This is a genomic window from Kitasatospora sp. NBC_01266 (assembly GCF_036242395.1).
Taxonomy (GTDB): Bacteria; Actinomycetota; Actinomycetes; order Streptomycetales; family Streptomycetaceae; genus Kitasatospora.
This window is the reverse complement of the sequence record NZ_CP108458.1, coordinates 2,538,956-2,561,461: the sequence shown is the minus strand read 5'-3', so window position 1 is coordinate 2,561,461 and position 22,506 is coordinate 2,538,956. Positions and strand designations below refer to the sequence as shown.

The following is a 22,506-nucleotide window of genomic DNA, read 5'->3' as shown; positions in this document are numbered from 1 at the left end:
AGAATGGGGCGGCGGGCGGAACGTTCCGCCCGACCCCGAGCCGCCCCCGACCCCGAGCCGTGGAGACCGCACCGCCATGAGCATGAGCCGATCGCCCGAGGTGGGCGGTGTCTCCCTGGATGAGACCGACCGCCTGCTGCTGGCCCACCTGGGCCGGGACGGGCGGGCCTCGTACGCCGAGATCGGCCTGCTCGCCAACCTCTCCGCCACCGCCGTGCGCCGCCGGATCGACCGGCTGCGCTCGCGCGGGGTGGTGCGCGGCTTCACCGTGGTGCTCGACCCCGAGCTGCTCGGCTGGCAGACCGAGGCCTTCGTGGAGATCTACTGCCGGGCCCGCACCGGACCCGAGGAGATCCTGGCCAGCCTGCGGCAGTTCCCCGAGGTGGTCGCGGCCTGGACGGTGACCGGCGACCCGGACGCGCTGGTCCACCTGCGGGCCTCCGACACCAAGCACCTGGAGGCGGTGATCGAGCGGATCCGCCGCGAGCCCGGCGTGCAGCGCAGCCGCAGCTCGGTGGTGCTCTCCCGGCTGATCGGCTGAGCCCTGCGGGAGCGGCGCAGGATTCCTGCGCCGGGCGGCCCGAAGACGCTCGAAAGCTGCCCGAACCGGCGCATTCGGACGCGCGTACGACCGTGCTCGCTGCCTAGGCTGATCTTGAGTCCTGAGCCTAAGGAGCCCCCGTGACCGCCGCCGTCCCGCACCGCATGCACCAGCCCGACAACGAGCTCGTCGACCTGGTCTTCGGCTACATGCGCGAGCGCCTGCAGTACGACCCGGTGCCGCTGGACCACCCCGGCGACGGCGAGCAGCTGCGCGCCCACCTGGCCGGGCTGCTGAACGAGCACGGCAACGCCCCCGCCGACGTGCTCAAGCTCTACGACCACGAGCTGTCCCGCGCGGTGATCTCCGCGGACAGCCCGCGCTACCTCTCCTTCATCCCGTGCGCCCCGACCAAGGCCGCGCTGCTCTTCGACATGGTGGTCTCCTGCGCCTCGCTGCAGGGCATCTCCTGGCTGGAGGCGGCCGGCGCGATCGCGGCCGAGAACCAGGTGCTGCGCCTGATAGCCGACCGCGCGGGGCTGCCCGAGACGGCCGGCGGCACCTTCGTCTCCGGCGGCTCGGCGGGCAACCTCTCCGCCCTGGTGGTGGCCCGCGACACGGCGCGGCGCAAGCTGGGCGTGGGACCGGAGACGCGGCTGCGGGTCGCGGTGGCGGACCAGGTGCACTCCTCGGTCAAGAACACCTTCAACATCATCGGCGTCGAGGCCTTCAAGGTCCCCACCGTCGACCGCCGCTTCACCGGCGAGGCGCTGCGCGCGGCGCTGGCCGCCGACCCCAACCCCGAGACGGTGATCGCGGTGGTCGGCACGGCCGGCACCACCAACGAGGGCATCATCGACGACCTGCAGGGCCTGTCCGAGGTCACCCGCGAGCGCGGCCTGTGGTTCCACGTGGACGGCGCCTACGGCGGCGCGGGCCTCTTCGCCCCCTCGGTGCGCGAGCGCTACAACGGCATCGAGCACGCCGACTCCTTCGTCGTCGACCCGCACAAGTGGCTCTTCGCGCCCTTCGACTGCGCCGCGCTGCTCTACCGCGAGCCACGGCTGGCCAAGGCCGTGCACACCCAGGACGCCGGCTACCTGGACGTGCTGCACCACGAGGGCGACGAGTGGAACCCCACCGACTACGCCTACCACCTGACCCGCCGGGCCCGCGGCCTGCCGCTCTGGTTCTCGCTCGCCGTGCACGGCACCCAGGCCTACACCGACGCCATCGAGGCCGGCCTGACGCTGGCCCGCGAGACCGCCGAGCTGATCCGGCGCACCGAGCACCTGGAACTGCTGCACGACCCGCAGTTGTCCGCCGTCTGCTTCCGCCGCACCGGCTGGACCGAGCAGGACTACTACGCCTGGTCGCACCGGCTGCTGGCGGACCAGATCGGCTTCGTCACCCCGACCGGCTGGGACGGCGAGACGGTGGCCCGGTTCGCCTTCCTGCACCCGGGCACCACCATGGAGATGGTCCAGGAGATCCTGGACACCATGCGCTAGGCCCGCTGGAGCCGGACCGGCTCACAGCAGCCCGCCGCTGGGCAGGTAGGGAGCCGGCGGCCGCATGCCGCGCAGCGCGAGGAAGCCGTGGTTGTGCAGCCCCAGGCCCAGTTCCAGACCGACGTCCACCGCCCACTCCTGCTCGGCGGTGAGGAACTCCACCCTGGCCTCGGTCTCCTCGGGCACCCGGGCCAGCGCCTCGCGCAGCAGCCGCACCGCCAGCCGCTTGGAGGTGGCCGCCAGCAGCTTGACCTCGCCGCCCAGGCGGTAGCAGTAGCCGCTGCCGAACACGGTGTCGGCGACCAGCAGCTCGTCGTAGTGGGCCAGCATCAGCTGGTGGTCCGGGCCGTGCGCGGCGCCGCGCAGCCGGCGGTCGATCGAGTCCAGCAGCTCGCGATGGGTCGCGTTGCCCGGGTGCACCGGGATGCTCCCGGGGTCCAGCAGACCGGCCCGGTCCACCCGGCCGGTCAGCCGCATGGTCGGGTGCAGGTGGAAGTCGGCCCTGCGGTAGCGGCGGGCGGCGGCGGGGTCGGCGTGGACGGTGGTCATGCCGCGCAGGCAGGCCCGGCCGTGCGCGGCGGCCCGCTCCAGCAGCACCCGCCCGACGCCCTTGCCCTGGAACTCGGGCAGCACGCAGAACAGCGCGAGGATCCACACGCCCTCGCGGCGCATCGAGAGCGCGAAGCCGATCGCCCGGCCGCCCTCCTCGGCCAGCCAGCAGCCCTCGGGGTCGGTGCTCGCCAGGTGTCTGGTCCTGGCGTGGTGCCTGGCGATCTCGGCCTCGCCCGGCTCCCGCGCGGGCCACGGGGCCGACGCGCCGAAGGCCTCGGCGGCGATCAGTCGGACGGCTTCGGCATCCGCGCGGGTGTCACGGACCTGACGCAGGATCATCCATCCATCCTCCCCGCTCGGCCTGCCCCTGGACCCCCGGTTCTCCCGATCCGGCCGATCGGGCAGCGCGCCGCCGCTCGACGACCGCTCCACGCGGGGTGTGCGAGCATGGACTGACCAGGGCGCGGCGCATCGTCCGCGAACTCGGATCCACTGCCCGGAATCAATCCGGGCGGCCGCTGGTTGGCACTGGCGGCAGTTTGTCGTCATAGACCGGGAGTAAGCAGATGACCGTCCAGGACGAGACCACCGTCGAGAGTGGTCTGCTCCTTACCGATGCCGCTGCGGCCAAGGTGAAGGGCCTGCTGGAGCAGGAAGGCCGCGACGACCTCGCGCTGCGTGTCGCCGTCCAGCCCGGTGGTTGCTCGGGCCTGCGGTACCAGCTCTTCTTCGACGAGCGCTCGCTGGACGGCGACGTCGTCAAGGACTTCAACGGGGTCAAGGTCGTCACCGACCGGATGAGCGCCCCCTACCTCGGCGGTGCCACGGTGGACTTCGTGGACACCATCGAGAAGCAGGGCTTCACCATCGACAACCCGAACGCCACCGGCTCCTGCGCCTGCGGCGACTCGTTCAGCTAGCACCGACCCGCGCAGCGGCGGCCCCGGAGACACTCCGGGGCCGCCGTTGTCGTCTGTGCGCCGCGTGCGCGCCGCGCTCAGTTGGCGGCGCTGACCGGGCCGCCGTTCGGCACCGACTCCAGCGGGATGTCCGCCCCGGTGGCCGAGTCCACCACGGCGCGGCTCTGCAGCGGCTGCGCCAGGCTGCCCACCACGGACTGCTGCTTGACCAGCGCCGGGCACATCTGGCCGACCGGCTGGTGCTGGGTGATCACCACCTGCACCCGGACCGTCCCGGCCCGGCCCTCATCCACCTGAAGGCCGTACTTGTCGCAGACCACGCCGAAGAAGAAGACGGTCAGCTGGTTGCCCTTGGACAGGTAGCTGGTCGGCTTCACCGGCTCCTGCGGGTTCGCCGACGGCTGCGACACGGGGCCGCCCGGCTGCACCGGGGAGACCGGGGAGCTGGGGGCCGCGCTGGGCGGCTGGCTGCCGGGTGCGGCACCGGCGCCGGTGGGCGCGGGGGTCGAGCCCGCGCCCGGGACGGTCGGGCTGCCCACCGCGCCGCCGGGGGAGGACGGCGACGCGGTGGCGGACGAGCCGGCCGACGGGCTCGGGCTGGACGAGGCGGCGGGGCTGCCGGACGGCGAGGAACTCGCGCCTGCCGCCGTGCTCTTCGTGCCGCCGCCGCAGGCACTCACCGTCGCCGCGACCGAGAGCAGCAGGGCGGCAGCGGCCAGACTCCGGCGCCGGCGACCCGGCAGGGCCGACGGACGGCGGCGGAGCTGCTCGGCGATGGTGTTCTCGTCCATGGTGCGACGTCCTCCAGAGGGTGCGGATCCTGACAGCAGCGGTGGCTGCGCGGATCTGACGTGGCAGGACGGGATCCGGTTCCCGGGCTGGACGAGACTCTGACGGGGACCGGTCAGCAGCCGGCCGTCGGTCGGCCGGCCGCTGGTTCAGAGGCCGTATTCGGCCATACCGGCGACCAGCGCCCGGGTGCGGTCCGGGACCGTGATCGGGCCACCCGGCTCGCTCGGCCGCCGGGGGCTGTCGGCCAGCAGCGGCCAGAACTCGCCGAGTCTGCGGGAGGAGTCCACCAGGGCGTCGAGCGTGTCCGGATCGGCCTCACCCAGCGGCGTGCCGGGGAACTCGACAGGGACGTGACTGGGCAGCATGGGCGGCTCCGATCGCCGGCCGCGGCCTGGTCGCCGCGCGCCACAGGGGCCCCGAAGGACCCGCTGATCGCGACCCTAGGCCGCGCGGGCGGCCCCGGCCAGACCTACCCGCAGGTAGTCATCCGGACGGGAGAGTCGTGCCTGCGCGACCTTGACCGCGTGCACGCCCGGTACCGTAGGGGGGTTCACCCCGCCTTCGCCACTAGGAGCCCAGTCGTGCGCATCGCCGTCGCCGGTTCGATTGCCACCGATCATCTGATGACCTTCCCGGGTCGGATCACTGACCAGCTGGTCGCCGACCGGCTGCACGCGGTGTCGCTCTCCTTCCTGGTCGACACCCTGGACATCCGCCGTGGTGGCGTCGCGCCGAACATCAGCTTCGGCATGGGCCTGCTCGGGCTGCGCCCGGTGCTGGTGGGCGCGGCCGGCGCCGACTTCGCCGAGTACCGGTCCTGGCTGGAGCGGCACAACGTGGACACCCAGTCCGTGCACATCTCGGAGACCCGGCACACCGCCCGCTTCATGTGCACCACGGACGAGGACCACAACCAGATCGCGTCCTTCTACACCGGGGCGATGGCGGAGGCCCGCAACATCGAGCTGAAGCCGGTCGCCGACCGGATCGGCGGCCTGGACCTGGTGCTGATCGGCGCCGACGACCCGCAGGCGATGGTCCGGCACACCCAGGAGTGCCGCACCCGCGGTTACGCCTTCGCCGCCGACCCCTCGCAGCAGCTGGCCCGGCTGGACGGCGACGACATCCGCGAGATCGTGGACGGCGCCGCCTACCTGTTCACCAACGAGTACGAGGCCGGGCTGATCGAGTCCAAGACCGGCTGGGACGCCGCCGACGTGCTGGCGCGGGTCGGCACCCGGGTCACCACGCTGGGCCCCAAGGGCGTGCGGATCGAGCGCCAGGGCGAGCCGGACATCACGGTGCCGTGCGTGCCCGAGCTGAAGAAGGCCGACCCGACCGGCGTCGGCGACGGCTTCCGGGCCGGTTTCCTGGCCGGCCTGCACTGGGAGCTCGGCCTGGAGCGGGCCGCCCAGATCGGCTGCGCGCTGGCCACCCTGGTGATCGAGACCATCGGCACCCAGGAGTACGAGCTGCGCGCCGGCCACTTCCTGGACCGCTTCGCCGCCGCCTACGGCGAGCAGGCCGCCGCGGAGGTCCGCGCCAAGCTGGCCTGACCAAGCCGGCTGACCAAGCGATCAGCTGACCCGCCTGACCAGGTAGGCGAAGCCCCGGTCCGCCCCGTAGGCGCTGGCCGGGGCTTCGCCTTCGTAGGCCTGTGCGCGCATCTCGCACCAGGCGGGGATGTCCAGCCGGGCCGCCTCGTCGTCGGCCAGCACCACCACCAGGCCACCGGGCGGCACGTCGCCGATCCGCTTCGCCAGCTCGATCACCGGCAGCGGGCACCGCTTGCCCAGCGCGTCGAGCACCAGCTGCTCCGCCGGTGCGCCGGCCGGCGGCGCCAACTCCAGCCCCAGCGGCGCCCGGACCCGTGCCACCACCTCGGGCAGCACCGCGAGGAAGCGGTCCACCTGGGCCTCGGTCGTCCCCGGCGGCAGCGAGACGCGCACGTTTCCCTCGGTGAGCACGCCCATCGCGGCCAGTACGTGACTGGGGGTCAGGGTGCTGGAGGTGCAGGAGGAGCCGGAGGAGACCGCGATGCCGGCCCGGTCCAGCTCGCCGAGCAGCACCTCGCCGTCCACGTAGAGGCAGGAGAAGGTGACCAGGTGCGGCAGCCGGTGCACCGGATCGCCGACCACCTCGACCTCCGGCACCAGCTGCGGCACCCGGGCCCTGATCCGCTCCACCAGCGCGTGCAGCCGGGCGTTCTCCGCCTGCGCCTCGGCCCGTACGGCGCGCAGCGAGGCCGCCGCCGCCACGATCGCCGGGACGTTGACGTACCCGGGCACCCGGCCGCTCTCGCGCTCGTCGGCGGGCAGCGCGGAGTTGAACCGCACGCCCTTGCGGACCGCGAGCACCCCGACCCCGGCCGGGCCGCCCCACTTGTGCGCACTGGCCGTCAGCAGCGACCAGCCGTCCGGGCCGGGCAGCCGCCCGATGCTCTGCGCCGCGTCCACCAGCAGCGGCACCCCGCCGGGCAGCCCGCTCAGCAGCGCGGCGGTCTCGGCCACCGGTTGCACGGTGCCCACCTCGTGGTTGGCCGACTGAAGCACCGCCAGCGCGGTGTCCGGGCGCGCGGCGGCGGCGAACCGCGCGGCGTCCACCCGACCGCTCCGGTCCACCGGGACCACCGCGACCTCACCGCCCTCGGTCTCCCAGCGCTCGGCGGTGTGCAGCACGCTGGAGTGCTCCACCGCCGAGTGCACCAGGTGACGGCCCGTCCGCCGGCGCCCGCGCAGCGCGCCGAGCAGGCCCAGCTGCACCGCCTGGGTACCGCTGCCGGTGAAGGAGACCTCGTCGGGCCGGGCGCCGATCAGCTCGGCCACCGTCTCCCGGGCGGCGTCCAGCAGCATCCTGGCCTGCCGCCCGGAGCGGTAGAGCCGGGCCGGATCGGCCCAGCCCTCGTCCAGCGCGGCGGTCAGCGCCTGCCGGGCGACGGGGTGCAGCGGAGCGGTGGAGGCCGCATCGAAATAGAGACTGTCAGTCGAGGACACGACCGATACGCTATCCGGCCCTCACGGCCCGTCAGACGATCACTCGACCGCGTGCCGTTTTGTCCGATTCATCCGCTCCCGACGGGCCGTCACCCGATCGTCGCAGGGCCATCCCCCGATCGGGTGTACGGGGTCCTAAAGTCCTTCATGACCAGGGAATCCACGCTTGCCGGGGCTGATCGGGTAGCGGGGCGGCGCGTTACCGGGACCTGCTCGTCAGGTGCGCATAAGGCTGGAGTAGGGTTTGGCCCGCATAAGCATTCAAACCGTGCCCGTGGACGGGTCGCTGGGGAGCCTCACAGTACTCCCGGGGGCGGCGCGATCGCGGGCGAGACTTCGGGAAGGCGCTACGTGAGTCCCAACGGCTCCGACCGCTCGCCGCGGCGCACGATGCGGCGGAAGCTGCCTCAGGCGCTGGCACTGGGCCTCGTCATCGCGACCGCTACCGGCTGCTCGGCCAATGACCTGCCCAGGCTTGGCCTCCCCAGCCCTGTGACCACGACTGGACATATCGTCCTTCAGATGTGGCAGGGGTCCTGGATCGCGGCGCTGGTGGTCGGCGTACTGATGTGGGGTCTGATCATCTGGAGCGTGATCTTCCACCGGCGCAGCCGCACCGGCATCGAGATCCCTCCGCAGACCCGGTACAACGTGCCCATCGAGGCGCTCTACACCGCGGTCCCCATCGTCATCGTCTCGGTTCTCTTCTACTTCGTCGCCCGCGACGAGGCGAAGCTGACCCAGATCTCCAAGCCGCAGCACATCGTCAATGTGGTCGGCTTCCAGTGGAGCTGGGCGTTCAACTACGAGAACAGCGAGACTCCGGACCCCAACAGCCAGCTGGCCGCCTACGACGTGGGTACGCCGAACCAGATCCCCACGCTCTGGCTGCCGGTCAACGAGTCGGTCGAGTTCCGGCTCACTTCCCGTGACGTGATCCACGACTTCTGGCCCGTCAACTTCATGATGAAGATGGACGTCGTGCCGGGCGTGGTCAACAAGTTCCAGGTCACCCCGACGGTGATCGGCGAGTACGACGGCAAGTGCGCTGAACTCTGTGGTGTGGACCACTCCCGGATGCTCTTCAAGGTGAAGGTCGTCTCGCACGACGACTACATCAACCACCTGCAGCAGCTGCGGGCCGAGGGCCAGGCCGGCGCGGTGCCTTCGGGTATCACGAGCATGGGAAGTGAAACCAAGTGACGATCCTCAACGAACCCGCCGCGGCCGGCGGGGCGCCTGGGGGCACCGCGAGGCCCGCCGCGGCTCCGCGCGACCGCAAGCCGGGCGCCACCATCATCAAGTGGCTGACCACCACCGACCACAAGACGATCGGCACGCTGTACCTGGGTACTTCGTTCGCCTTCTTCCTGATCGGTGGCATCCTGGCGCTCGTCATGCGCGCCCAGCTGGCGCAGCCGGACGGCAAGATCCTGTCGAACGAGCAGTTCAACCAGGCGTTCACGATGCACGGCACGATCATGCTGCTGATGTTCGCGACGCCGCTGTTCGCGGGTTTCACCAACTGGATCATGCCGCTGCAGATCGGTGCGCCCGACGTCGCCTTCCCGCGACTGAACATGTTCGCGTACTGGCTCTACCTGTTCGGCTCGACCATCGCGGTCGGCGGCTTCCTCACCCCGCAGGGTGCGGCTGACTTCGGCTGGTTCGCCTACTCGCCGCTGTCGGACGCGGTCCGGTCGCCCAGCGTCGGCGCCGACATGTGGATCATGGGTCTGGCCTTCTCGGGCTTCGGCACCATCCTCGGTGCGGTCAACTTCATCACCACCGTCATCTGCATGCGCGCTCCCGGCATGACGATGTTCCGGATGTCGATCTTCGTCTGGAACGTCCTGCTGACCTCGGTGCTGGTCCTGCTGGCCTTCCCGGTGCTCGCCGCCGCGCTCTTCGCGCTGGAGGTGGACCGAAAATTCGGGGCCCATATCTTCGACCCGGGTAATGGTGGAGCCCTACTCTGGCAACACCTCTTCTGGTTCTTCGGCCACCCCGAGGTGTACATCATCGCGCTGCCGTTCTTCGGCATCATCTCGGAGATCATCCCGGTCTTCTCCCGCAAGCCGATGTTCGGTTACTCGGGTCTGATCGCGGCCACGATCGGCATCGCCGGCCTCTCGGTGACCGTGTGGGCCCACCACATGTACGTCACCGGCCAGGTGCTGCTGCCGTTCTTCTCCTTCATGACCTTCCTGATCGCGGTCCCGACCGGTGTGAAGTTCTTCAACTGGGTCGGCACCATGTGGAAGGGCTCGCTGAGCTTCGAGACCCCGATGCTCTGGACGATCGGCTTCCTGGTCACCTTCCTCTTCGGTGGTCTGACCGGTGTGCTGCTCGCCTCCCCGCCGATCGACTTCCACGTCTCGGACTCGTACTTCGTCGTCGCCCACTTCCACTACGTGGTCTTCGGCACCGTCGTCTTCGCGATGTTCGCCGGCTTCCACTTCTGGTGGCCGAAGATGACCGGCAAGATGCTGGACGAGCGCCTCGGCAAGATCACCTTCTGGACGCTCTTCATCGGGTTCCACACCACCTTCCTGGTGCAGCACTGGCTCGGCGCCGAGGGCATGCCCCGCCGCTACGCCTCGTACCTGCCCTCGGACGGCTTCACCACGCTGAACACCGTCTCCTCCATCGGCTCCTTCCTGCTCGGCCTGTCGATCCTGCCGTTCCTCTACAACGTCTGGAAGACCGCCAAGTACGGCGAGAAGGTCGAGGTCGACGACCCGTGGGGTTACGGCCGTTCGCTGGAGTGGGCGACCTCCTGCCCGCCGCCGCGGCACAACTTCCTCACCCTGCCGCGGATCCGCTCCGAATCCCCGGCGTTCGACCTGCACCACCCGGACATCGCGGCGCTGGACTACCTGGAGCTGCACGGCCACCTGGCCAAGCACCTGGAGGGCGTCGTGCCCGCCGAGTACGACCGGCCCGAGCTGACCAAGACCAAGGGCAAGAAGGAGGGCGACGCCTGATGAAGGAGCAGGGCAAGATCTTCGCGGGCTTCGCCGTCTTCATCTTGATCATGGCCGTGGTCTACGGCGTCTGGACCACGCACAGCTCGCACGGCACGGAGGCCGCCGGTACCACCGCGCTCTTCCTGGCCTTCGGCCTGTGTGCCTTCATCGCCTTCTACCTGGGCTTCACCGCCCGCCGGGTGGACCTGGGCGCGGGCGACAACCCCGAGGCCGAGGTCTCCGACGACGCCGGCGAGATGGGCTTCTTCGCCCCGCACAGCTGGCAGCCGCTCTCCCTGGCCATTGGTGGAGCGCTGGCGTTCTGCAGCGTCATCTTCGGCTGGTGGCTGATGTTCTGGGCCGCTCCGGTCATCGCGATCGGCCTGTTCGGCTGGGTCTTCGAGTTCTACCGCGGCGAGAACCAGAACCAGTAGGTTCCGCGCTCCCGCACCAGGCAGGCCCCCTCCTCGGAGGGGGCCTGCCTGTTCGTGTTTCACCCGCCCGGGCGCAGCGGGGTGCGTCGGGGCCCGCCAGGTGCGGAGATGTTCCTACCATCTGATGCATCATCCGAACCCTCAGGAGGCTCCGGTGGCCGGCAGATGTTCGGTAGGGGGACGGAAGGCCGGGACCGGTCGGCGGGCGTCCGCCTGGCTGGCCCTGACGCCGCTGGTGATCGGGCCGCTCGCGGCCTGCTCGGGCGGCGGCCACGGGACCGGTGACGGCCCACCACGGGTGGTCGACGCCGCCCGCCTGGTCCGCACCTCGTCGGCGCCGGTCGCCGAGCCAGGCAAGCCGTTCACGGTGACCGCCGCGAGCGGGGACAGCATCACCGACGTGATGCTCAGCGGCCCGGACGGCAAGCGGCTGCCCGGCACGCTGGACCCCGACGGCCACGGCTGGCACAGCACCGTCCCGTTGCTGCCGGGCACCCACTACGCCGCCCGGATCGCCGCCGCCGACAGCCACGGCGGGCGCGGTGAGTACACCGACGACTTCACCACCAAGGCCGCCGACCAGCTGCTCACCGCGGCCCTCGGTCCCGACCTGGGCAAGGACACCTACGGCGTCGGCGAACCGCTCACCGTGAAGCTCTCCGCGGACGTCAAGGACCAGGCCGCCCGGCAGAAGGTGGAGAGCGCGCTGACCGTGGTCTCCGAGCCCGCGGTGATCGGCGCCTGGTACTGGGTGGACGACAAGGACCTGCATTTCCGCCCGAAGGACTACTGGCCCGCCAACGCCACGGTGAAGCTCGACTACGACCCGCAGGGCCAGCAGATCGAGGGCGGCCTCTACGGCGGGGCGGCGAGCGAGGTCGCGTTCAAGACCGGTGACAAGGTCGAGGCGATCGTGGACGCGGCCAGCGACGAGATGACCTTCAAGCGCAACGACGACGTGGTCACCACGCTGCCGGTGACCACCGGCAAGCCCGGTTTCGACACTCGTAACGGCATCAAGGTGGTGCTCGGCCAGGAGCGGGTGGTGCAGATGAGCAGCGAGACCATCGGCATCGCCAAGGGCAGCAAGGACTCCTACGACCTCAAGGTCGAGTGGGCCACCCGGGTCACCTGGAGCGGCGAGTACGTGCACGCCGCGCCCTGGTCGGTGGCCTCGCAGGGGGTGGAGAACGTCAGCCACGGCTGCACCGGGATGAGCACCGAGAACGCCGAGTGGTTCTACGAGCACACCCGGGTGGGCGACATCGTCGAGGTGGTCAACAGCCACGGGCACGAGATGGAGCCGTTCGGCAACGGCTTCGGGGACTGGAACGTGAGCTGGGACGACTGGCTGAAGGGCAGCGCCCTGGGCAAGACGGTGAACACCCAGGGCCCGGCCCCGGCCGGGCCGGCCACGGCCACCCTGCGGCCGCAGGTCTGACAGCCCCCGAGGCCGCGGGGCCGTAACGGCCCGAACGGCCGTCAGCGGGTCCGCGGGGAGATCACTCGGGCCCACTCCCGTAGACGAGGTCCAGCGCGCCGCTCACGGCCGCCAGGGCCTCGTCTCGGGTGACGCCCAGGCGCCGGGCCCGGGCCGCGTACTCGTTCGCCGCGCCGGTGGCCAGGCGGTGCGCGGTGTCCCCGGTGGCGGCCACCAGGGTGCCCCGCCGGCCGTGCGTCTCCACCACACCGTCCGTCTCCAGCTCGCGGTAGGCGCGGGCCACCGTGTTGGCCGCCAGGCCCAGCTGCTCGGCCAGCGCCCGGACGGTCGGCAGCTTCAGGCCGGCCGGCAGCACGCCGGTCCTGGCCTGCTCGGAGATCTGCGCGCGCAGCTGCTCGTACGGGGGAGTGGCGGCGGCGTGGTCGATGCTCACCTGCACGGGGTGGTTCTCCTCGGTCCTCGTCCAACAGGCTGACAGGGTGTCACCTATTGTGCCCGCATATGCCAAGAGCCCCGTCCGGCGGTGCCGGATGGGGCTCTCAGGTGGCTGACGCGATGTCAGGAGTCGGAGATCAGTGGTGGCCGTGGCCGCTGGTGATCTCCTTGTGCTCCTCGGCGGTCGGCTTGGGGATCTGGTTGCCCTCGCCGAACATGCCCTCGGAGATCTTGGCCCGGGTCTTGGTGATCAGGCCGACCTTGCGGGCGACACCGTTCTCGTCGACCTCGGCCGGCAGCTCCAGCGGCTCGTACTGCTCGTGCGCGGTGAGCGTGTGCAGCTTGTCCTGCGGGAGCTGGGCGTGCACCTCGACGAACTCACCGTGCGGCAGGCGCTTGATGACGCCGGTCTCGCGGCCGTGCAGCACCTTCTCCTTGTCACGACGCTGCAGGCCGAGGCACCAGCGCTTGGTGATGAAGAAGACCACCACCGGGACGATGAACGAACCCGCCCGGACGAAGTAGGTGATGTCGTTCAGCGAGAGGTGGAAGTGCGTGGCGAGCAGGTCGTTGCCACCACCGGTGAGCAGCACCAGGTAGAGGCTGATCCACGCGGCACCGAGCCCGGTGCGCACCGGGGCGTTGCGCGGCCGGTCCAGGATGTGGTGCTCGCGCTTGTCACCGGTGATCCAGCCCTCGATGAAGGGGTAGGCGGCGATCGCGGCCAGCACCAGCGGGAAGAGCATCAGCGGGATGAAGACACCCAGGTTCAGGGTGTGGCCCCAGGCCCGGATCTCCCAGCCCGGCATGACACGGATCAGACCCTCGGCGAAGCCCATGTACCAGTCGGGCTGGGCGTCGGTGGAGACCTGGTCGGGCCGGTACGGGCCGTACGCCCAGACCGGGTTGACCGAGGCGATCGCCGACATGGCCGCGATGATGCCGAAGACCAGGAAGAAGAAGCCACCGGCCTTGGCCATGTAGACCGGCATGAGCGGCATGCCGACGACGTTCTTCTCGGTCTTGCCCGGGCCCGCCCACTGGGTGTGCTTGTGGTAGAAGACCAGGATCAGGTGCGCCACCAGCAGGCCGAGCATGATGCCCGGGATCAGCAGCACGTGGATCGTGAAGAACCGCGGCACGATGTCGGTACCCGGGAACTGCCCGCCGAACAGGAAGAACGAGATGTAGGTACCGACCAGCGGGACGGCCAGGATGGCACCCTCCATGAACCGGATACCGGTACCGGAGAGCAGGTCATCGGGGAGCGAGTAGCCCAGGAAGCCGTCGAAGAAGCCCAGGAAGAGCAGCAGGAAGCCGAAGACCCAGTTGATCTCGCGGGGCTTGCGGAACGCGCCGGTGAAGAAGACGCGCATCATGTGCACGAACATCGCGGCGACGAAGACGATGGCGGCCCAGTGGTGGATCTGACGGATCAGCAGACCACCGCGGACCTCGAAGCTGATGTCCAGCGTCGAGGCGTAGGCCTCCGAGACCCGGATGCCGTTCAGCGGCGCGTACGAGCCGTTGTAGATGACCTCGCCCATGCTCGGCTTGAAGAACAGGGTGAGGTAGACACCGGTCAGGATGATGATGATGAAGGTGTAGAGGCAGATCTCACCGAGCATGAAGGACCAGTGGTCCGGGAAGATCTTGCGCAGGTTGGCCTTGGCCAGGGAGTAGATCCCCAGCCGGCCGTCCAGATAGTCCGCGGCGGCTTCCGCCTTGTTCGCGGGCTTGGCGCGGGTGCTGGCCGGCGCGGCCTGCTTCCCGCTGGTGGACGCGGAACTCATTCGCTGCGCTCCCAGAAGCTCGGGCCGACGGGGTGACTGAAGTCCCCGGTGGCGACCAGGTAGCCCAGGGAGTCAGTGGAGATCTTCAGCTGCGGGAGCGGGTGCCCGGCCGGGCCGAAGATGACGCGAGCGCCGTCCGACAGGTCGAAGGTCGACTGGTGGCAGGGGCAGAGCGCGTGGTGGGTCTGCTGCTCGTACAGCGAGATCGGGCAACCGACGTGGGTGCAGATCTTGGAGTAGGCGAGCACGCCCTCGAAGCCCAGGGCGGCCGACTGGGCGTCCTTGATGTCCTCCGGCTGGATACGGATCAGCATCAGGGCGTCCTTGGCGATCTGCTGCTGGAAGTCTTCGTCCGACTCCTGCAGACCGTTCGGGCGCAGGGCCGAGGGGCCCGGCATGGCGAAGGTCAGCGAGCCGATCCCGATGTCCTCGGCCTTCATCGGCTCGTTGGTGTTCATGTTGATCAGCTGGATCGGCATGGCCGGAGTGGCCTCGCTCCAGGCGGTGCTGTCCAGCGACTTCTCGGGCAGCGGGCCGAGGTCGCGCAGCAGCATCACGCCGGAGAGCGGGACCAGCGCCATCGAGCCGATCAGGGTGTTGCGGATCATCTTGCGGCGGCCGAAGCCGGACTCGCCGGCACCGGTCTTGAACTGCTCGATGACGTCCGCGCGGACCTCGTCGTCAGCCTCGATCGGGTGACGCTCGGCCGGGTGCTCGACGTCCGACATCAGGGTGCGCGCCCAGTGCACGGCGCCGGCGCCGATGCAGAAGAGCGCCACACCCAGGGTCATACCGAGCGCGAAGTTCATCGCGCTGATGTGGCCCAGCGGGAAGATGTAGACGATCTTGTCCGGGTCGATGCTCACGTAGCTGGCGATGAAGCCGACCGTGGCCAGCATCGACACGATGAAGAGCAGCGACACGTGGCGCTCGGCCCGCTTGGCGGCCCGCTCGTCGATGTCGGTCCGGCGCACCTCGTGGGCCGGCAGGCCCGGGTCCGCGAACGGGTTGTCGGCAGCGGCTACCTCGCCGTGCCCTTCGGCGGTGTCCGCCGGCAGCTTGTCGTCTGACATGTCGTGGCTCATGACTTCTTGGCCTTGGTGGTGTGAGCGGCGACCCAGATCGCGATGGCGATCAGGACGCCGAGACCGAAGATCCAGCCGAACAGACCCTCGGTCACGGGACCGAGGCTGCCGAGCGAGAGACCGCCGGGGTTGGGCGCGTCGTTCGCCTGGTAGCGGACGAAGGCCACGATCTCCTGCTTCTGCTTCTCCGGCATGGTCGTGTCGGGGAAGGAGGGCATGTTCTGCGGGCCGGTCTGCATGGCCTCGTAGATGTGCTTCGCGTCGACGTTCTCCAGCGAAGGCGCGAACTTGCCCTGCGTCAGGGCGCCACCAGCACCAGCGAAGTTGTGGCACTGCGAGCAGTTGGTACGGAACAGCTCGCCACCCTTGGAGATGGCGTCGGTCTCGGTCGACGTGTACTGGTCCTTGGTCGGCGTCACCGGGCCGGGGCCCAGCGAAGCGACGAAGGCGGCCATCGCGTCGATGTCGTCCTGGCTGTAGATGTTCGGCTTCTTCAGGACCTGCGCGCCCGGCTGCTGGGCGGGCATCCGGCCGGTGCCGACCTGGAAGTCGACCGCGGCGGAGCCCACGCCCGCCAGGCTCGGGCCGGTGGAGCTGCCCTCACCGTTCAGGCCGTGGCATGAGGAGCAGCCAACAGCGAAGAGGCGCTTGCCCTCATCGATCTGGAGCGACTGCGCGGAGCTGTCGGCCTTGGCCGCCTCGGCGGGCGCGAACACGGCATACAGCCCCCCGGTGGCCGCGAGGGCGAAGAGTAGGACGACCAGCGCCGCCAGCGGGTGGCGCCGTCGTGCGGAGAGCTTTTTCACGGAATAACCCCGGTGTCAGGATCAGGATCTGGTCGGCTGGTGGAGGCCCGGTGCGCGGAGCATCGGCCTGGCGTGGGCACGGGCAAAGGACCCGGCGCCGGTGAGGGCATACGGGTCCGGCCGGCGGCCAGCGACCTGATCGGTTACTTGATCAGGTAGATGGTCGCGAAGAGGCCGATCCAGACCACGTCGACGAAGTGCCAGTAGTACGACACGACGATCGCCGCGGTGGCCTGCTCATGCGTGAACCGCTTGGCTGCGTAGGTCCGCCCCAGCACCAGCAGGAAGGCGATCAGACCGCCCGTCACGTGGAGCCCGTGGAAGCCGGTGGTGAGGTAGAACACCGAACCGTAAGGGTCGGACGACAGCGAGATGCCGTCGTGCTTCACCAGGTTGGTGTACTCGTAGATCTGGCCGCCGATGAAGATCGCGCCCATCACGAAGGTGATCGAGAACCACGTGCGGAGCTTCTTGACGTCACCGCGCTCGGCGGCGAAGACGCCGAGCTGACAGGTGAGCGAGGAGAGCACCAGGATCGTGGTGTTCCCGGAGGAAAAAGGAACGTTGAGGGCATGAGCCTTCGACGCCCAGAAGCCTGGCCCCATCACGGATCGTGCCGTGAAGTACATCGCGAAGAGGGCCGCGAAGAACATCAGCTCGGAACTCAGCCAGACGATGGTTCCGACGCTGGTCATGTTCGGTCGGTTGACCGATCCATGTGCGTGCCCGGTTTCTACTGCTGTTGCTGTCGCCACGACCGACATTATGTCGGTCCCTTATTCCGTCTTCACGCCGGGGGGTCTCCCTCGGAGTGTCCGGTGCGTGCGGTATGCCCGGATGGCTGCGCGGCGGGCCGTGCGTACCCGGCGTGCGTCCGCTGACGAGGGCTTTCGTCGCGCCGATCGGACTTTTCTGACGGCGCGTCCGGTCTGACCACCCGTTCGCGCGGCGCGTCCTGACGGCGGACGGAGTGCGGGTGCGGTAGCGCTCTGGGCCGTCCGAGTGGACTGTACCGCCGAGGGTGACGCGTCCTCGCCCGCTCGGGTGATGGCCCGGTGGCTGCCGGGGTGATCTTCGGACCGGGGCTGACGCCGGACTCGCCCGGAGTCGATACCGCCGTCGATGTCGCGCCGATCCGGAAGAGATCGCGCCAGTCGCCCTCCGCGGCGGTTGATCGGGAGTAGCATCCACCGTGCTGGACGTGGTCTGGATCACATGGGAGCAGGTCGATGGCGACGCACACGAGTGACGAGACGCTCACCGTTCTCGTCTACAGCGATGACCGCAACACCCGGGCGCAGGTCACCTCGGCGCTCGGCCGCCGTCCGGCCGCCGACCTGCCGGAGGTCGACTATCTGGAGTGCGCCACCGTGCCGGCCGTACTCCGGGCGCTGGAGAAGGGCGGCGTGGACCTCTGCGTCTTCGACGGCGAGGCGGTGCCGGCCGGCGGCCTGGGGCTGGCCCGGCAGGTGAAGGACGAGATCTACGGCTGCCCGCCGGTGCTGGTGCTGATCGGCCGGCCGCAGGACAGCTGGCTGGCCGCCTGGAGCCGGGCGGACGCGGCGATCTCCCAGCCGGTGGACCCGGTCGCGCTCGCCGAGGCGGTGGCCAAGCTGCTGCGGGCCCGGCTCGGCGCGCGCAGCCTCGCACGCTGACAGCCGGGCTGGACGGAGGGCCGCCCCGGGCGGGGCGGCCGTCTCAGCAGGAGAGAAGGGCCGCCGCGGATGCCGTGGCGGCCCTTCGCCGGTCGCTAGGCTGGCCGCATCCCTCCGTAACGAGCATGCGAGCTGGAGTAGGCCATGGTGAATGTGAACCCTGCGAACGGCGGTGCGGACCCCGCGCAGGTGGTCCGCACCTGGCCCGACCTGCTGAGCACCCTGCTGGACGGCGGTGACCTGTCCCGGGCGGACGCCGCCTGGGCGATGGACCGGATCATGAGCGGTGAGGCCAGCCCGGTGCAGGTGGCCGGATTCATGGTGGCGCTGCGGGCCAAGGGCGAGACGGTGGCCGAGGTCGCCGGGCTGGTCGAGGCGATGTACGCGCACGCCGAGCCGCTGCACATCCCCGGGCCGGCGGTGGACATCGTCGGCACCGGCGGCGACCGGGCCAAGACCGTCAACATCTCCACCATGTCGGCCATCGTCGCGGCGGCGGCCGGCGCCAAGGTGGTCAAGCACGGCAACCGGGCCGCCTCCTCGGCCAGCGGCTCCTCCGACGTGCTGGAGCGGCTCGGGATCAAGCTGGACCTGAGCGCGCGCCGAGTGGCCGAGGTGGCCGAGGAGGTCGGCCTCACCTTCTGCTTCGCGGCCAAGTTCCACCCCGCGATGCGGCACGCCGCCCCGGCCCGCCGCGACCTCGGGGTGGCCACCGCCTTCAACATCCTCGGGCCGCTGACCAACCCGGCCCACGTCACCGCGCACGCGGTCGGCTGCTTCGACACCCGGCTGGCGGGCCTGATCGCCGGGGTGCTGGCCGAGCGCGGCTCCACCGCGCTGGTCTTCCGCGGTGACGACGGGCTGGACGAGCTGACCGTCTGCACCACCTCGCGGGTCTGGCTGGTGCGGCAGGGCGCGGTCACCGAGACCGTGCTCGACCCGCGCGAGCTCGGCATCGAGCTGGTCGGCATCGAGGCGCTGCGCGGAGCGGACGCCGAGTACAACGCCGACGTGGCCCGGCGGCTGCTGGCCGGGGAGCGCGGCGCGGTGCGCGACGCGGTGGTGCTGAACTCGGCGGCGGCGCTGGTCGCGCTCGAGCTGACCGAGGCCCCGCTGGTCGAGCAGCTGGCCGCCGCGATGGTGCGCACCGCCGCCGCGATCGACTCCGGCGAGGCACAGGACACCCTCAAGCGCTGGGCCGAGGCCACCGGGCGCTGATCCTCCGTCACCTGTTCCGGACCCGTGGGCCGTTGGCGCCCACGGGTCTTTCGCTGTCCGCATGCTGGAAGGGTGTTTGACCACGGTTCGGGCGCTGATCTACAGTCTTCGCCAGGTCATGAGTGACAGCGCGACAAGCCCCAGCTTGCTGTCCGGCAACCCTCCGTCCGTGGCGGGGTGCCCTGGGTGAAGACCAGGCCAGGCGGCGACAGGTCCGCACGGCAAGCGCGGACCACCGGTGTCTTCACACTCCCGGGGTCCTGACCCCGAAGGAGTGCATCCGTATGTCCACCTCCGTTGACCTCTGCGCCCCCCTCGCCGTGCTCGGTGCCGACGTCCAGGTCCCGCTGGTCTCCGGCGAGAAGGTCGGCTACGCCGCGCTCGACTACGCGGCCAGCGCCCCCGCCCTGCAGCGGGTCTGGGACGAGGTGGCCGCCTACGCGCCGTACTACGGCAGCGTGCACCGCGGTGCCGGCTACCTCTCGCAGCTCTCCACCGACCTGTTCGAGCAGAGCCGGCGCACCGTCGCCGACTTCCTCGAGCTGCGGGAGGGCGACCAGGTGGTCTTCACCCGGGCCACCACCGACTCGCTCAACCTGCTGGCCGGCGCGCTGCCGGCGGGCACCCGGGTGTTCGCCTTCGAGACCGAGCACCACGCCTCGCTGCTGCCCTGGGCGCAGGCCGGGCTGCCGGTCAGTTACCTGCGGGCGCCGCGCTCCCCCGAGCAGGCGGTGGCCGCGCTGGCCGAGGCGCTCGCGCAGTTCCCCGAGGGGCCGCGACTGCTCTGCGTCACCGGCGCCTCCAACGTCACCGGTGAGCTGTGGCCGGTGGCCGAGCTGACCCGGGTCGCGCACCGGTACGGCGCCCGGGTGGTGCTGGACGCCGCGCAGCTGGCCCCGCACCACCGGGTCTCGGTGCGCGAGCTGGACGTGGACTGGGTCGCCTTCTCCGGTCACAAGCTCTACGCCCCGTTCGGCGCGGGCGTGCTGGCCGGCCGCAGCGACTGGCTGGACGCCGCCGCGCCCTACCTGGCCGGCGGCGGTGCCTCGCGCACCGTGGCCCGGGAAGCGGACGGCTCGGTGGCCGTCGAGTGGCACCAGGGACCGGCCCGGCACGAGGCCGGCTCGCCGAACGTGATCGGCGCCTACGCCGTCGCGGCGGCCTGCCGGGCGCTGACCGAGGCCGGCTTCGAGGCGCTGGAGGCCCGCGAGCGGTACCTGATCGACCGGCTGACGGCGGGCCTGGCCGAGATCCCCCAGGTCAAGGTGCTCAGCCTGTTCGGTGCCGAGGCGGCCCGGGTCGGCGTGCTCTCCTTCGTGGTGGAGGGCTGGAACAGCTCGCACTTCTCGGCGGCGCTCTCGGCCGAGTACGGGATCGGGGTGCGCGACGGGCTGTTCTGCGCGCACCCGCTGGTGCGCACGCTGCTCGGGGGGGAAGAGGCAGGACCTTCCGAGTGCGGGGCGCCGGAGCCCTCGCTGCCGGGGGAGCGCAGCCTGAACGCGATCCGGGTCAGCTTCGGGGCGGGCACGCCCGAGGAGCACATCGACCGCTTCCTGGGCGCGGTGCGCGAGCTGGTCAGCGACGGCGCGCGGTGGAACTACCGCAACGAGGGCGGGCGCTGCGTCGCCGACACCCGGCGCTGACCGGCCGACGGCTCGTCAGCCGTCCAGACCGAGCGCGAAGGCGGCTTCCAGGTCGTGCTGCGAGTAGGTGCGGAAGGCGATCTGGGTCTCGGTGTGGGCGACCCCCGGCACCTTGTTGAGCCGGCCGGGGATCACCTCGGCCAGGTCGTCGTGGCGGCGCACCCGCACCATGGCGACCAGGTCGTACCCGCCGGTCACCGAGTAGACCTCGCTCACGCCCTCGATCGCGGCGATGGCCTCGGCGATCTCGGGGATCTGGTCGACGCTGGTCTTGATGAGCACGATGGCGGTGATCACGGCTGGGCTCCTGGGATGGGGGTCCCCCCGGCCGGAGGCTGGGGAACGGTGGGGCCAGCGTATCCGGCACGTCGGGCCGCCACCCACAGCGCCAGGAACCCGGCGCTGAAACCGATCACATGGGCCAGGTAGGCGACCCCGCCGCCGGCCTGGCGCAGCGACCACCACTGGACGGCGAACCAGAGGCCGAGCACCAGCCAGGCCGGCAGCCGCAGTGGCAGGAAGAGCAGGGCCGGGACCAGCGTGGTCACCCGGGCCCGCGGATAGAGGCGCAGGTAGCCGCCGAGCACCCCGGAGATCGCCCCGGAGGCGCCGACCAGCGGGCGCAGCGACTCGGGGCCGTGCCCGCCGAGGGCCGCGTAGCCGTAGTTGGCCAGCACGCCGACGGCCAGATAGAAGAGGAGGAAGCGCAGCCGGCCCAGCCGCTCCTCGACGCCCGCGCCGAAGACATAGAGGAAGAGCATGTTGCCCAGCAGGTGCAGCCAGCCGCCGTGCACGAAGAGCGAGCTGAGCGCGGAGAGCGCGGGCACCTTGTGCGGGGTGGCGAGCAGCGGGCAGCCGGGCAGCGGGGGAGTGAGGCCGGCCAGCTGAGCGGCGGTCAGCGGACGGTTGCTCAGCAGCTCGGCCGGGATCGCGCCCCAACGCTGCTGGTAGTGCTGCGCGGCGCAGGCGCGCGCGGGCGCACTCGAGCCGTAGGCGGGGTTGATCCCGCTCGGGCCGGCCAGGAACACCAGGCAGTTGAGCGCGATCAGGAGGTAGCTGACGAGCGGGGTCGGTCCGTCGTGGCGCTGGTCTGCCATGGGCGCATCCATTCCGCGCCGGTGCGGTCGTGACACCGTCGTGTACGGCGAGTGGGTGAGCGGGCGGGCGAGTGCGCGTGCGGGCACGCGTACGGGTTGTGCGTGCAGGCGTTCGAGCAGGCCGGAGGGCTGATGGGAACCGGTATCCGGTGCCCGCCGTCCCAGCGTCAGGCCCTAGGCTTGAGACCTGGCCGGCACACGGACCGGACCAGGTACCAGCCGAGAGGACCACGCTCATGCCCGTCCCCGTGCCCACCGCCGAGACCCGCTGGCGCTGCACGCTCTGTGGCAACCTGACCCGGTTCGACGTGACCCGGTCCTCCCGCGTGGTCGAGTACCTGCACCTGGACCTGGCCGGTGACCCCAAGGTCGAGGAGGCCGAGGTGCTCAGCGAGACGCTGGAGTCGATCCGCTGCCGCTGGTGCAACGCGGTCGACCAGGTCGAGCTGGTGGCCCGCCCGGATGCCGAGGAGCCCGGTGCCGAGCCCGCTGCGGAGTCTGCCGAGCACGGGGCCGAGCAGACGGGCTGAGCAGGCGCTGCTGAAAAACAGCCGCCGCGCACGCGACAATTGCACCGAGCGGTGAGAGTCACCGGGCGGTGAGTCGGGGCGCCCCGGGCCT

Annotated in this window: 23 protein-coding genes and 1 riboswitch; of the genes, 12 read left to right on the top strand and 11 right to left on the bottom strand. The window is 70.8% G+C overall.

Going from position 1 to position 22,506, the window contains the following annotated elements; genetic code table 11:
• The first annotated feature begins 76 nt into the window (after window positions 1–76).
• Window positions 77–541 (top strand): Lrp/AsnC family transcriptional regulator, encoded by a 465-nt coding sequence (locus OG403_RS10750; RefSeq protein WP_329563543.1) that lies wholly within the window; start codon window positions 77–79, stop codon window positions 539–541.
• A 140-nt stretch (window positions 542–681) separates the two neighbouring features.
• Complete coding sequence (locus tag OG403_RS10745) at window positions 682–2,052, top strand: pyridoxal phosphate-dependent decarboxylase family protein (RefSeq protein WP_329563541.1); 1,371 nt, start codon at window positions 682–684, stop codon at window positions 2,050–2,052.
• Window positions 2,053–2,073: 21 nt separating this feature from the next.
• Here OG403_RS10745 and OG403_RS10740 read toward each other — a convergent pair whose 3' ends face one another.
• Complete coding sequence (locus OG403_RS10740; RefSeq protein WP_329563540.1) at window positions 2,074–2,943, bottom strand: GNAT family N-acetyltransferase; 870 nt, start codon at window positions 2,941–2,943, stop codon at window positions 2,074–2,076.
• A gap of 227 nt (window positions 2,944–3,170) precedes the next feature.
• On the opposite strand from OG403_RS10740, the gene erpA reads away from it, so the two are divergent.
• Entirely contained in the window at window positions 3,171–3,524 is a 354-nt protein-coding gene (gene erpA, locus OG403_RS10735; RefSeq protein WP_145789006.1) for an iron-sulfur cluster insertion protein ErpA, read from the top strand.
• 77 nt (window positions 3,525–3,601) lie between these two features.
• Here the strand turns inward: erpA and OG403_RS10730 are convergent, their stop codons facing one another.
• Together OG403_RS10730 and OG403_RS10725 are read right to left on the bottom strand one after the other, a co-directional pair.
• On the bottom strand, window positions 3,602–4,315 hold the full coding sequence (locus OG403_RS10730) for a hypothetical protein (protein ID WP_329563537.1): 714 nt from the start codon (window positions 4,313–4,315) through the stop codon (window positions 3,602–3,604).
• Between the two features lie 147 nt (window positions 4,316–4,462).
• The gene (locus OG403_RS10725) at window positions 4,463–4,681 is read right to left on the bottom strand and encodes a hypothetical protein (protein WP_329563535.1); all 219 of its coding nucleotides are present in this window, start codon (window positions 4,679–4,681) and stop codon (window positions 4,463–4,465) included.
• A gap of 216 nt (window positions 4,682–4,897) precedes the next feature.
• Here OG403_RS10725 and OG403_RS10720 point away from each other — a divergent pair, with 216 nt between their 5' ends.
• The gene (locus tag OG403_RS10720; RefSeq protein WP_329563533.1) at window positions 4,898–5,872 is read left to right on the top strand and encodes a carbohydrate kinase family protein; all 975 of its coding nucleotides are present in this window, start codon (window positions 4,898–4,900) and stop codon (window positions 5,870–5,872) included.
• Window positions 5,873–5,893: 21 nt separating this feature from the next.
• Here the strand turns inward: OG403_RS10720 and OG403_RS10715 are convergent, their stop codons facing one another.
• Entirely contained in the window at window positions 5,894–7,309 is a 1,416-nt protein-coding gene (locus OG403_RS10715; RefSeq protein ID WP_329563531.1) for a cysteine desulfurase/sulfurtransferase TusA family protein, read from the bottom strand.
• Between the two features lie 351 nt (window positions 7,310–7,660).
• Between OG403_RS10715 and ctaC the strand changes: the two genes are divergently transcribed.
• From ctaC to OG403_RS10695, 4 genes are all read left to right on the top strand, one after another.
• On the top strand, window positions 7,661–8,512 hold the full coding sequence (gene ctaC / locus OG403_RS10710; RefSeq protein WP_329563529.1) for an aa3-type cytochrome oxidase subunit II: 852 nt from the start codon (window positions 7,661–7,663) through the stop codon (window positions 8,510–8,512).
• On the top strand, window positions 8,509–10,296 hold the full coding sequence (gene ctaD / locus OG403_RS10705; protein WP_329563527.1) for an aa3-type cytochrome oxidase subunit I: 1,788 nt from the start codon (window positions 8,509–8,511) through the stop codon (window positions 10,294–10,296). The genes ctaC and ctaD overlap by 4 nt, the downstream gene beginning before the upstream one ends.
• Entirely contained in the window at window positions 10,296–10,712 is a 417-nt protein-coding gene (locus OG403_RS10700; protein ID WP_329563525.1) for a cytochrome c oxidase subunit 4, read from the top strand. Before ctaD ends, OG403_RS10700 begins: the two co-directional genes overlap by 1 nt.
• Window positions 10,713–10,866: 154 nt before the next feature.
• Window positions 10,867–12,153: a L,D-transpeptidase gene (locus tag OG403_RS10695; protein WP_329563522.1), complete on the top strand. Its 1,287-nt coding sequence runs from the start codon at window positions 10,867–10,869 to the stop codon at window positions 12,151–12,153.
• Window positions 12,154–12,214: 61 nt separating this feature from the next.
• Here OG403_RS10695 and OG403_RS10690 read toward each other — a convergent pair whose 3' ends face one another.
• The 5 genes from OG403_RS10690 to ctaE form a co-directional block, all read right to left on the bottom strand.
• The gene (locus tag OG403_RS10690) at window positions 12,215–12,592 is read right to left on the bottom strand and encodes a GntR family transcriptional regulator (RefSeq protein ID WP_329563520.1); all 378 of its coding nucleotides are present in this window, start codon (window positions 12,590–12,592) and stop codon (window positions 12,215–12,217) included.
• Between the two features lie 133 nt (window positions 12,593–12,725).
• On the bottom strand, window positions 12,726–14,381 hold the full coding sequence (qcrB, locus tag OG403_RS10685; protein ID WP_329563518.1) for a cytochrome bc1 complex cytochrome b subunit: 1,656 nt from the start codon (window positions 14,379–14,381) through the stop codon (window positions 12,726–12,728).
• Entirely contained in the window at window positions 14,378–15,466 is a 1,089-nt protein-coding gene (gene qcrA, locus OG403_RS10680; RefSeq protein ID WP_442910898.1) for a cytochrome bc1 complex Rieske iron-sulfur subunit, read from the bottom strand. The genes qcrB and qcrA overlap by 4 nt, the downstream gene beginning before the upstream one ends.
• Window positions 15,463–16,272: a cytochrome bc1 complex diheme cytochrome c subunit gene (qcrC, locus tag OG403_RS10675; RefSeq protein WP_329563514.1), complete on the bottom strand. Its 810-nt coding sequence runs from the start codon at window positions 16,270–16,272 to the stop codon at window positions 15,463–15,465. The genes qcrA and qcrC overlap by 4 nt, the downstream gene beginning before the upstream one ends.
• 143 nt (window positions 16,273–16,415) lie before the next feature.
• A complete protein-coding gene (gene ctaE / locus OG403_RS10670) occupies window positions 16,416–17,036 on the bottom strand; it encodes an aa3-type cytochrome oxidase subunit III (RefSeq protein WP_329563512.1) in 621 nt (206 codons plus the stop codon).
• Window positions 17,037–17,501: 465 nt separating this feature from the next.
• On the opposite strand from ctaE, the gene OG403_RS10665 reads away from it, so the two are divergent.
• The 3 genes from OG403_RS10665 (at window position 17,502) to OG403_RS10655 (ending at window position 20,788) form a co-directional block, all read left to right on the top strand.
• Window positions 17,502–17,927, top strand: a complete 426-nt coding sequence (locus tag OG403_RS10665; protein ID WP_329563510.1) for a hypothetical protein — start codon at window positions 17,502–17,504, stop codon at window positions 17,925–17,927.
• Window positions 17,928–18,071: 144 nt separating this feature from the next.
• Window positions 18,072–19,145, top strand: a complete 1,074-nt coding sequence (gene trpD, locus OG403_RS10660; protein ID WP_329563508.1) for an anthranilate phosphoribosyltransferase — start codon at window positions 18,072–18,074, stop codon at window positions 19,143–19,145.
• Window positions 19,146–19,259: 114 nt separating this feature from the next.
• Window positions 19,260–19,379: riboswitch (SAM riboswitch) on the top strand.
• 50 nt (window positions 19,380–19,429) lie between these two features.
• Window positions 19,430–20,788 carry an aminotransferase class V-fold PLP-dependent enzyme gene (locus OG403_RS10655; protein ID WP_329563506.1) on the top strand — a complete coding sequence of 453 codons (1,359 nt, stop codon included), beginning with the start codon at window positions 19,430–19,432 and terminating at the stop codon, window positions 20,786–20,788.
• Window positions 20,789–20,803: 15 nt separating this feature from the next.
• On the opposite strand, the gene OG403_RS10650 is transcribed toward OG403_RS10655, so the two are convergent.
• Window positions 20,804–21,085, bottom strand: coding sequence for an Lrp/AsnC ligand binding domain-containing protein (locus OG403_RS10650; protein ID WP_329563504.1), 282 nt, complete (start codon window positions 21,083–21,085; stop codon window positions 20,804–20,806).
• Window positions 21,082–21,885, bottom strand: coding sequence for a rhomboid family intramembrane serine protease (locus OG403_RS10645; RefSeq protein WP_329563502.1), 804 nt, complete (start codon window positions 21,883–21,885; stop codon window positions 21,082–21,084). Before OG403_RS10645 ends, OG403_RS10650 begins: the two co-directional genes overlap by 4 nt.
• A gap of 236 nt (window positions 21,886–22,121) precedes the next feature.
• Here OG403_RS10645 and OG403_RS10640 point away from each other — a divergent pair, with 236 nt between their 5' ends.
• Window positions 22,122–22,415 (top strand): hypothetical protein, encoded by a 294-nt coding sequence (locus OG403_RS10640; RefSeq protein WP_329563500.1) that lies wholly within the window; start codon window positions 22,122–22,124, stop codon window positions 22,413–22,415.
• Window positions 22,416–22,506 lie beyond the last annotated feature (91 nt).

What these genes read in the sequence shown, in the direction of transcription:
- OG403_RS10750 (WP_329563543.1), top strand. Translation starts at nt 77, where the DNA reads ATGAGCATGAGCCGATCGCCCGAGGTGGGCGGTGTCTCCCTGGATGAG.
- OG403_RS10740 (WP_329563540.1), bottom strand. Translation starts at nt 2,943, where the DNA reads ATGATCCTGCGTCAGGTCCGTGACACCCGCGCGGATGCCGAAGCCGTC.
- erpA (WP_145789006.1), top strand. Translation starts at nt 3,171, where the DNA reads ATGACCGTCCAGGACGAGACCACCGTCGAGAGTGGTCTGCTCCTTACC.
- OG403_RS10730 (WP_329563537.1), bottom strand. Translation starts at nt 4,315, where the DNA reads ATGGACGAGAACACCATCGCCGAGCAGCTCCGCCGCCGTCCGTCGGCC.
- OG403_RS10725 (WP_329563535.1), bottom strand. Translation starts at nt 4,681, where the DNA reads ATGCTGCCCAGTCACGTCCCTGTCGAGTTCCCCGGCACGCCGCTGGGT.
- OG403_RS10700 (WP_329563525.1), top strand. Translation starts at nt 10,296, where the DNA reads ATGAAGGAGCAGGGCAAGATCTTCGCGGGCTTCGCCGTCTTCATCTTG.
- qcrB (WP_329563518.1), bottom strand. Translation starts at nt 14,381, where the DNA reads ATGAGTTCCGCGTCCACCAGCGGGAAGCAGGCCGCGCCGGCCAGCACC.
- qcrA (WP_442910898.1), bottom strand. Translation starts at nt 15,466, where the DNA reads ATGAGCCACGACATGTCAGACGACAAGCTGCCGGCGGACACCGCCGAA.
- ctaE (WP_329563512.1), bottom strand. Translation starts at nt 17,036, where the DNA reads ATGTCGGTCGTGGCGACAGCAACAGCAGTAGAAACCGGGCACGCACAT.
- OG403_RS10665 (WP_329563510.1), top strand. Translation starts at nt 17,502, where the DNA reads ATGGCGACGCACACGAGTGACGAGACGCTCACCGTTCTCGTCTACAGC.
- trpD (WP_329563508.1), top strand. Translation starts at nt 18,072, where the DNA reads ATGGTGAATGTGAACCCTGCGAACGGCGGTGCGGACCCCGCGCAGGTG.
- OG403_RS10655 (WP_329563506.1), top strand. Translation starts at nt 19,430, where the DNA reads ATGTCCACCTCCGTTGACCTCTGCGCCCCCCTCGCCGTGCTCGGTGCC.
- OG403_RS10645 (WP_329563502.1), bottom strand. Translation starts at nt 21,885, where the DNA reads ATGGCAGACCAGCGCCACGACGGACCGACCCCGCTCGTCAGCTACCTC.
- OG403_RS10640 (WP_329563500.1), top strand. Translation starts at nt 22,122, where the DNA reads ATGCCCGTCCCCGTGCCCACCGCCGAGACCCGCTGGCGCTGCACGCTC.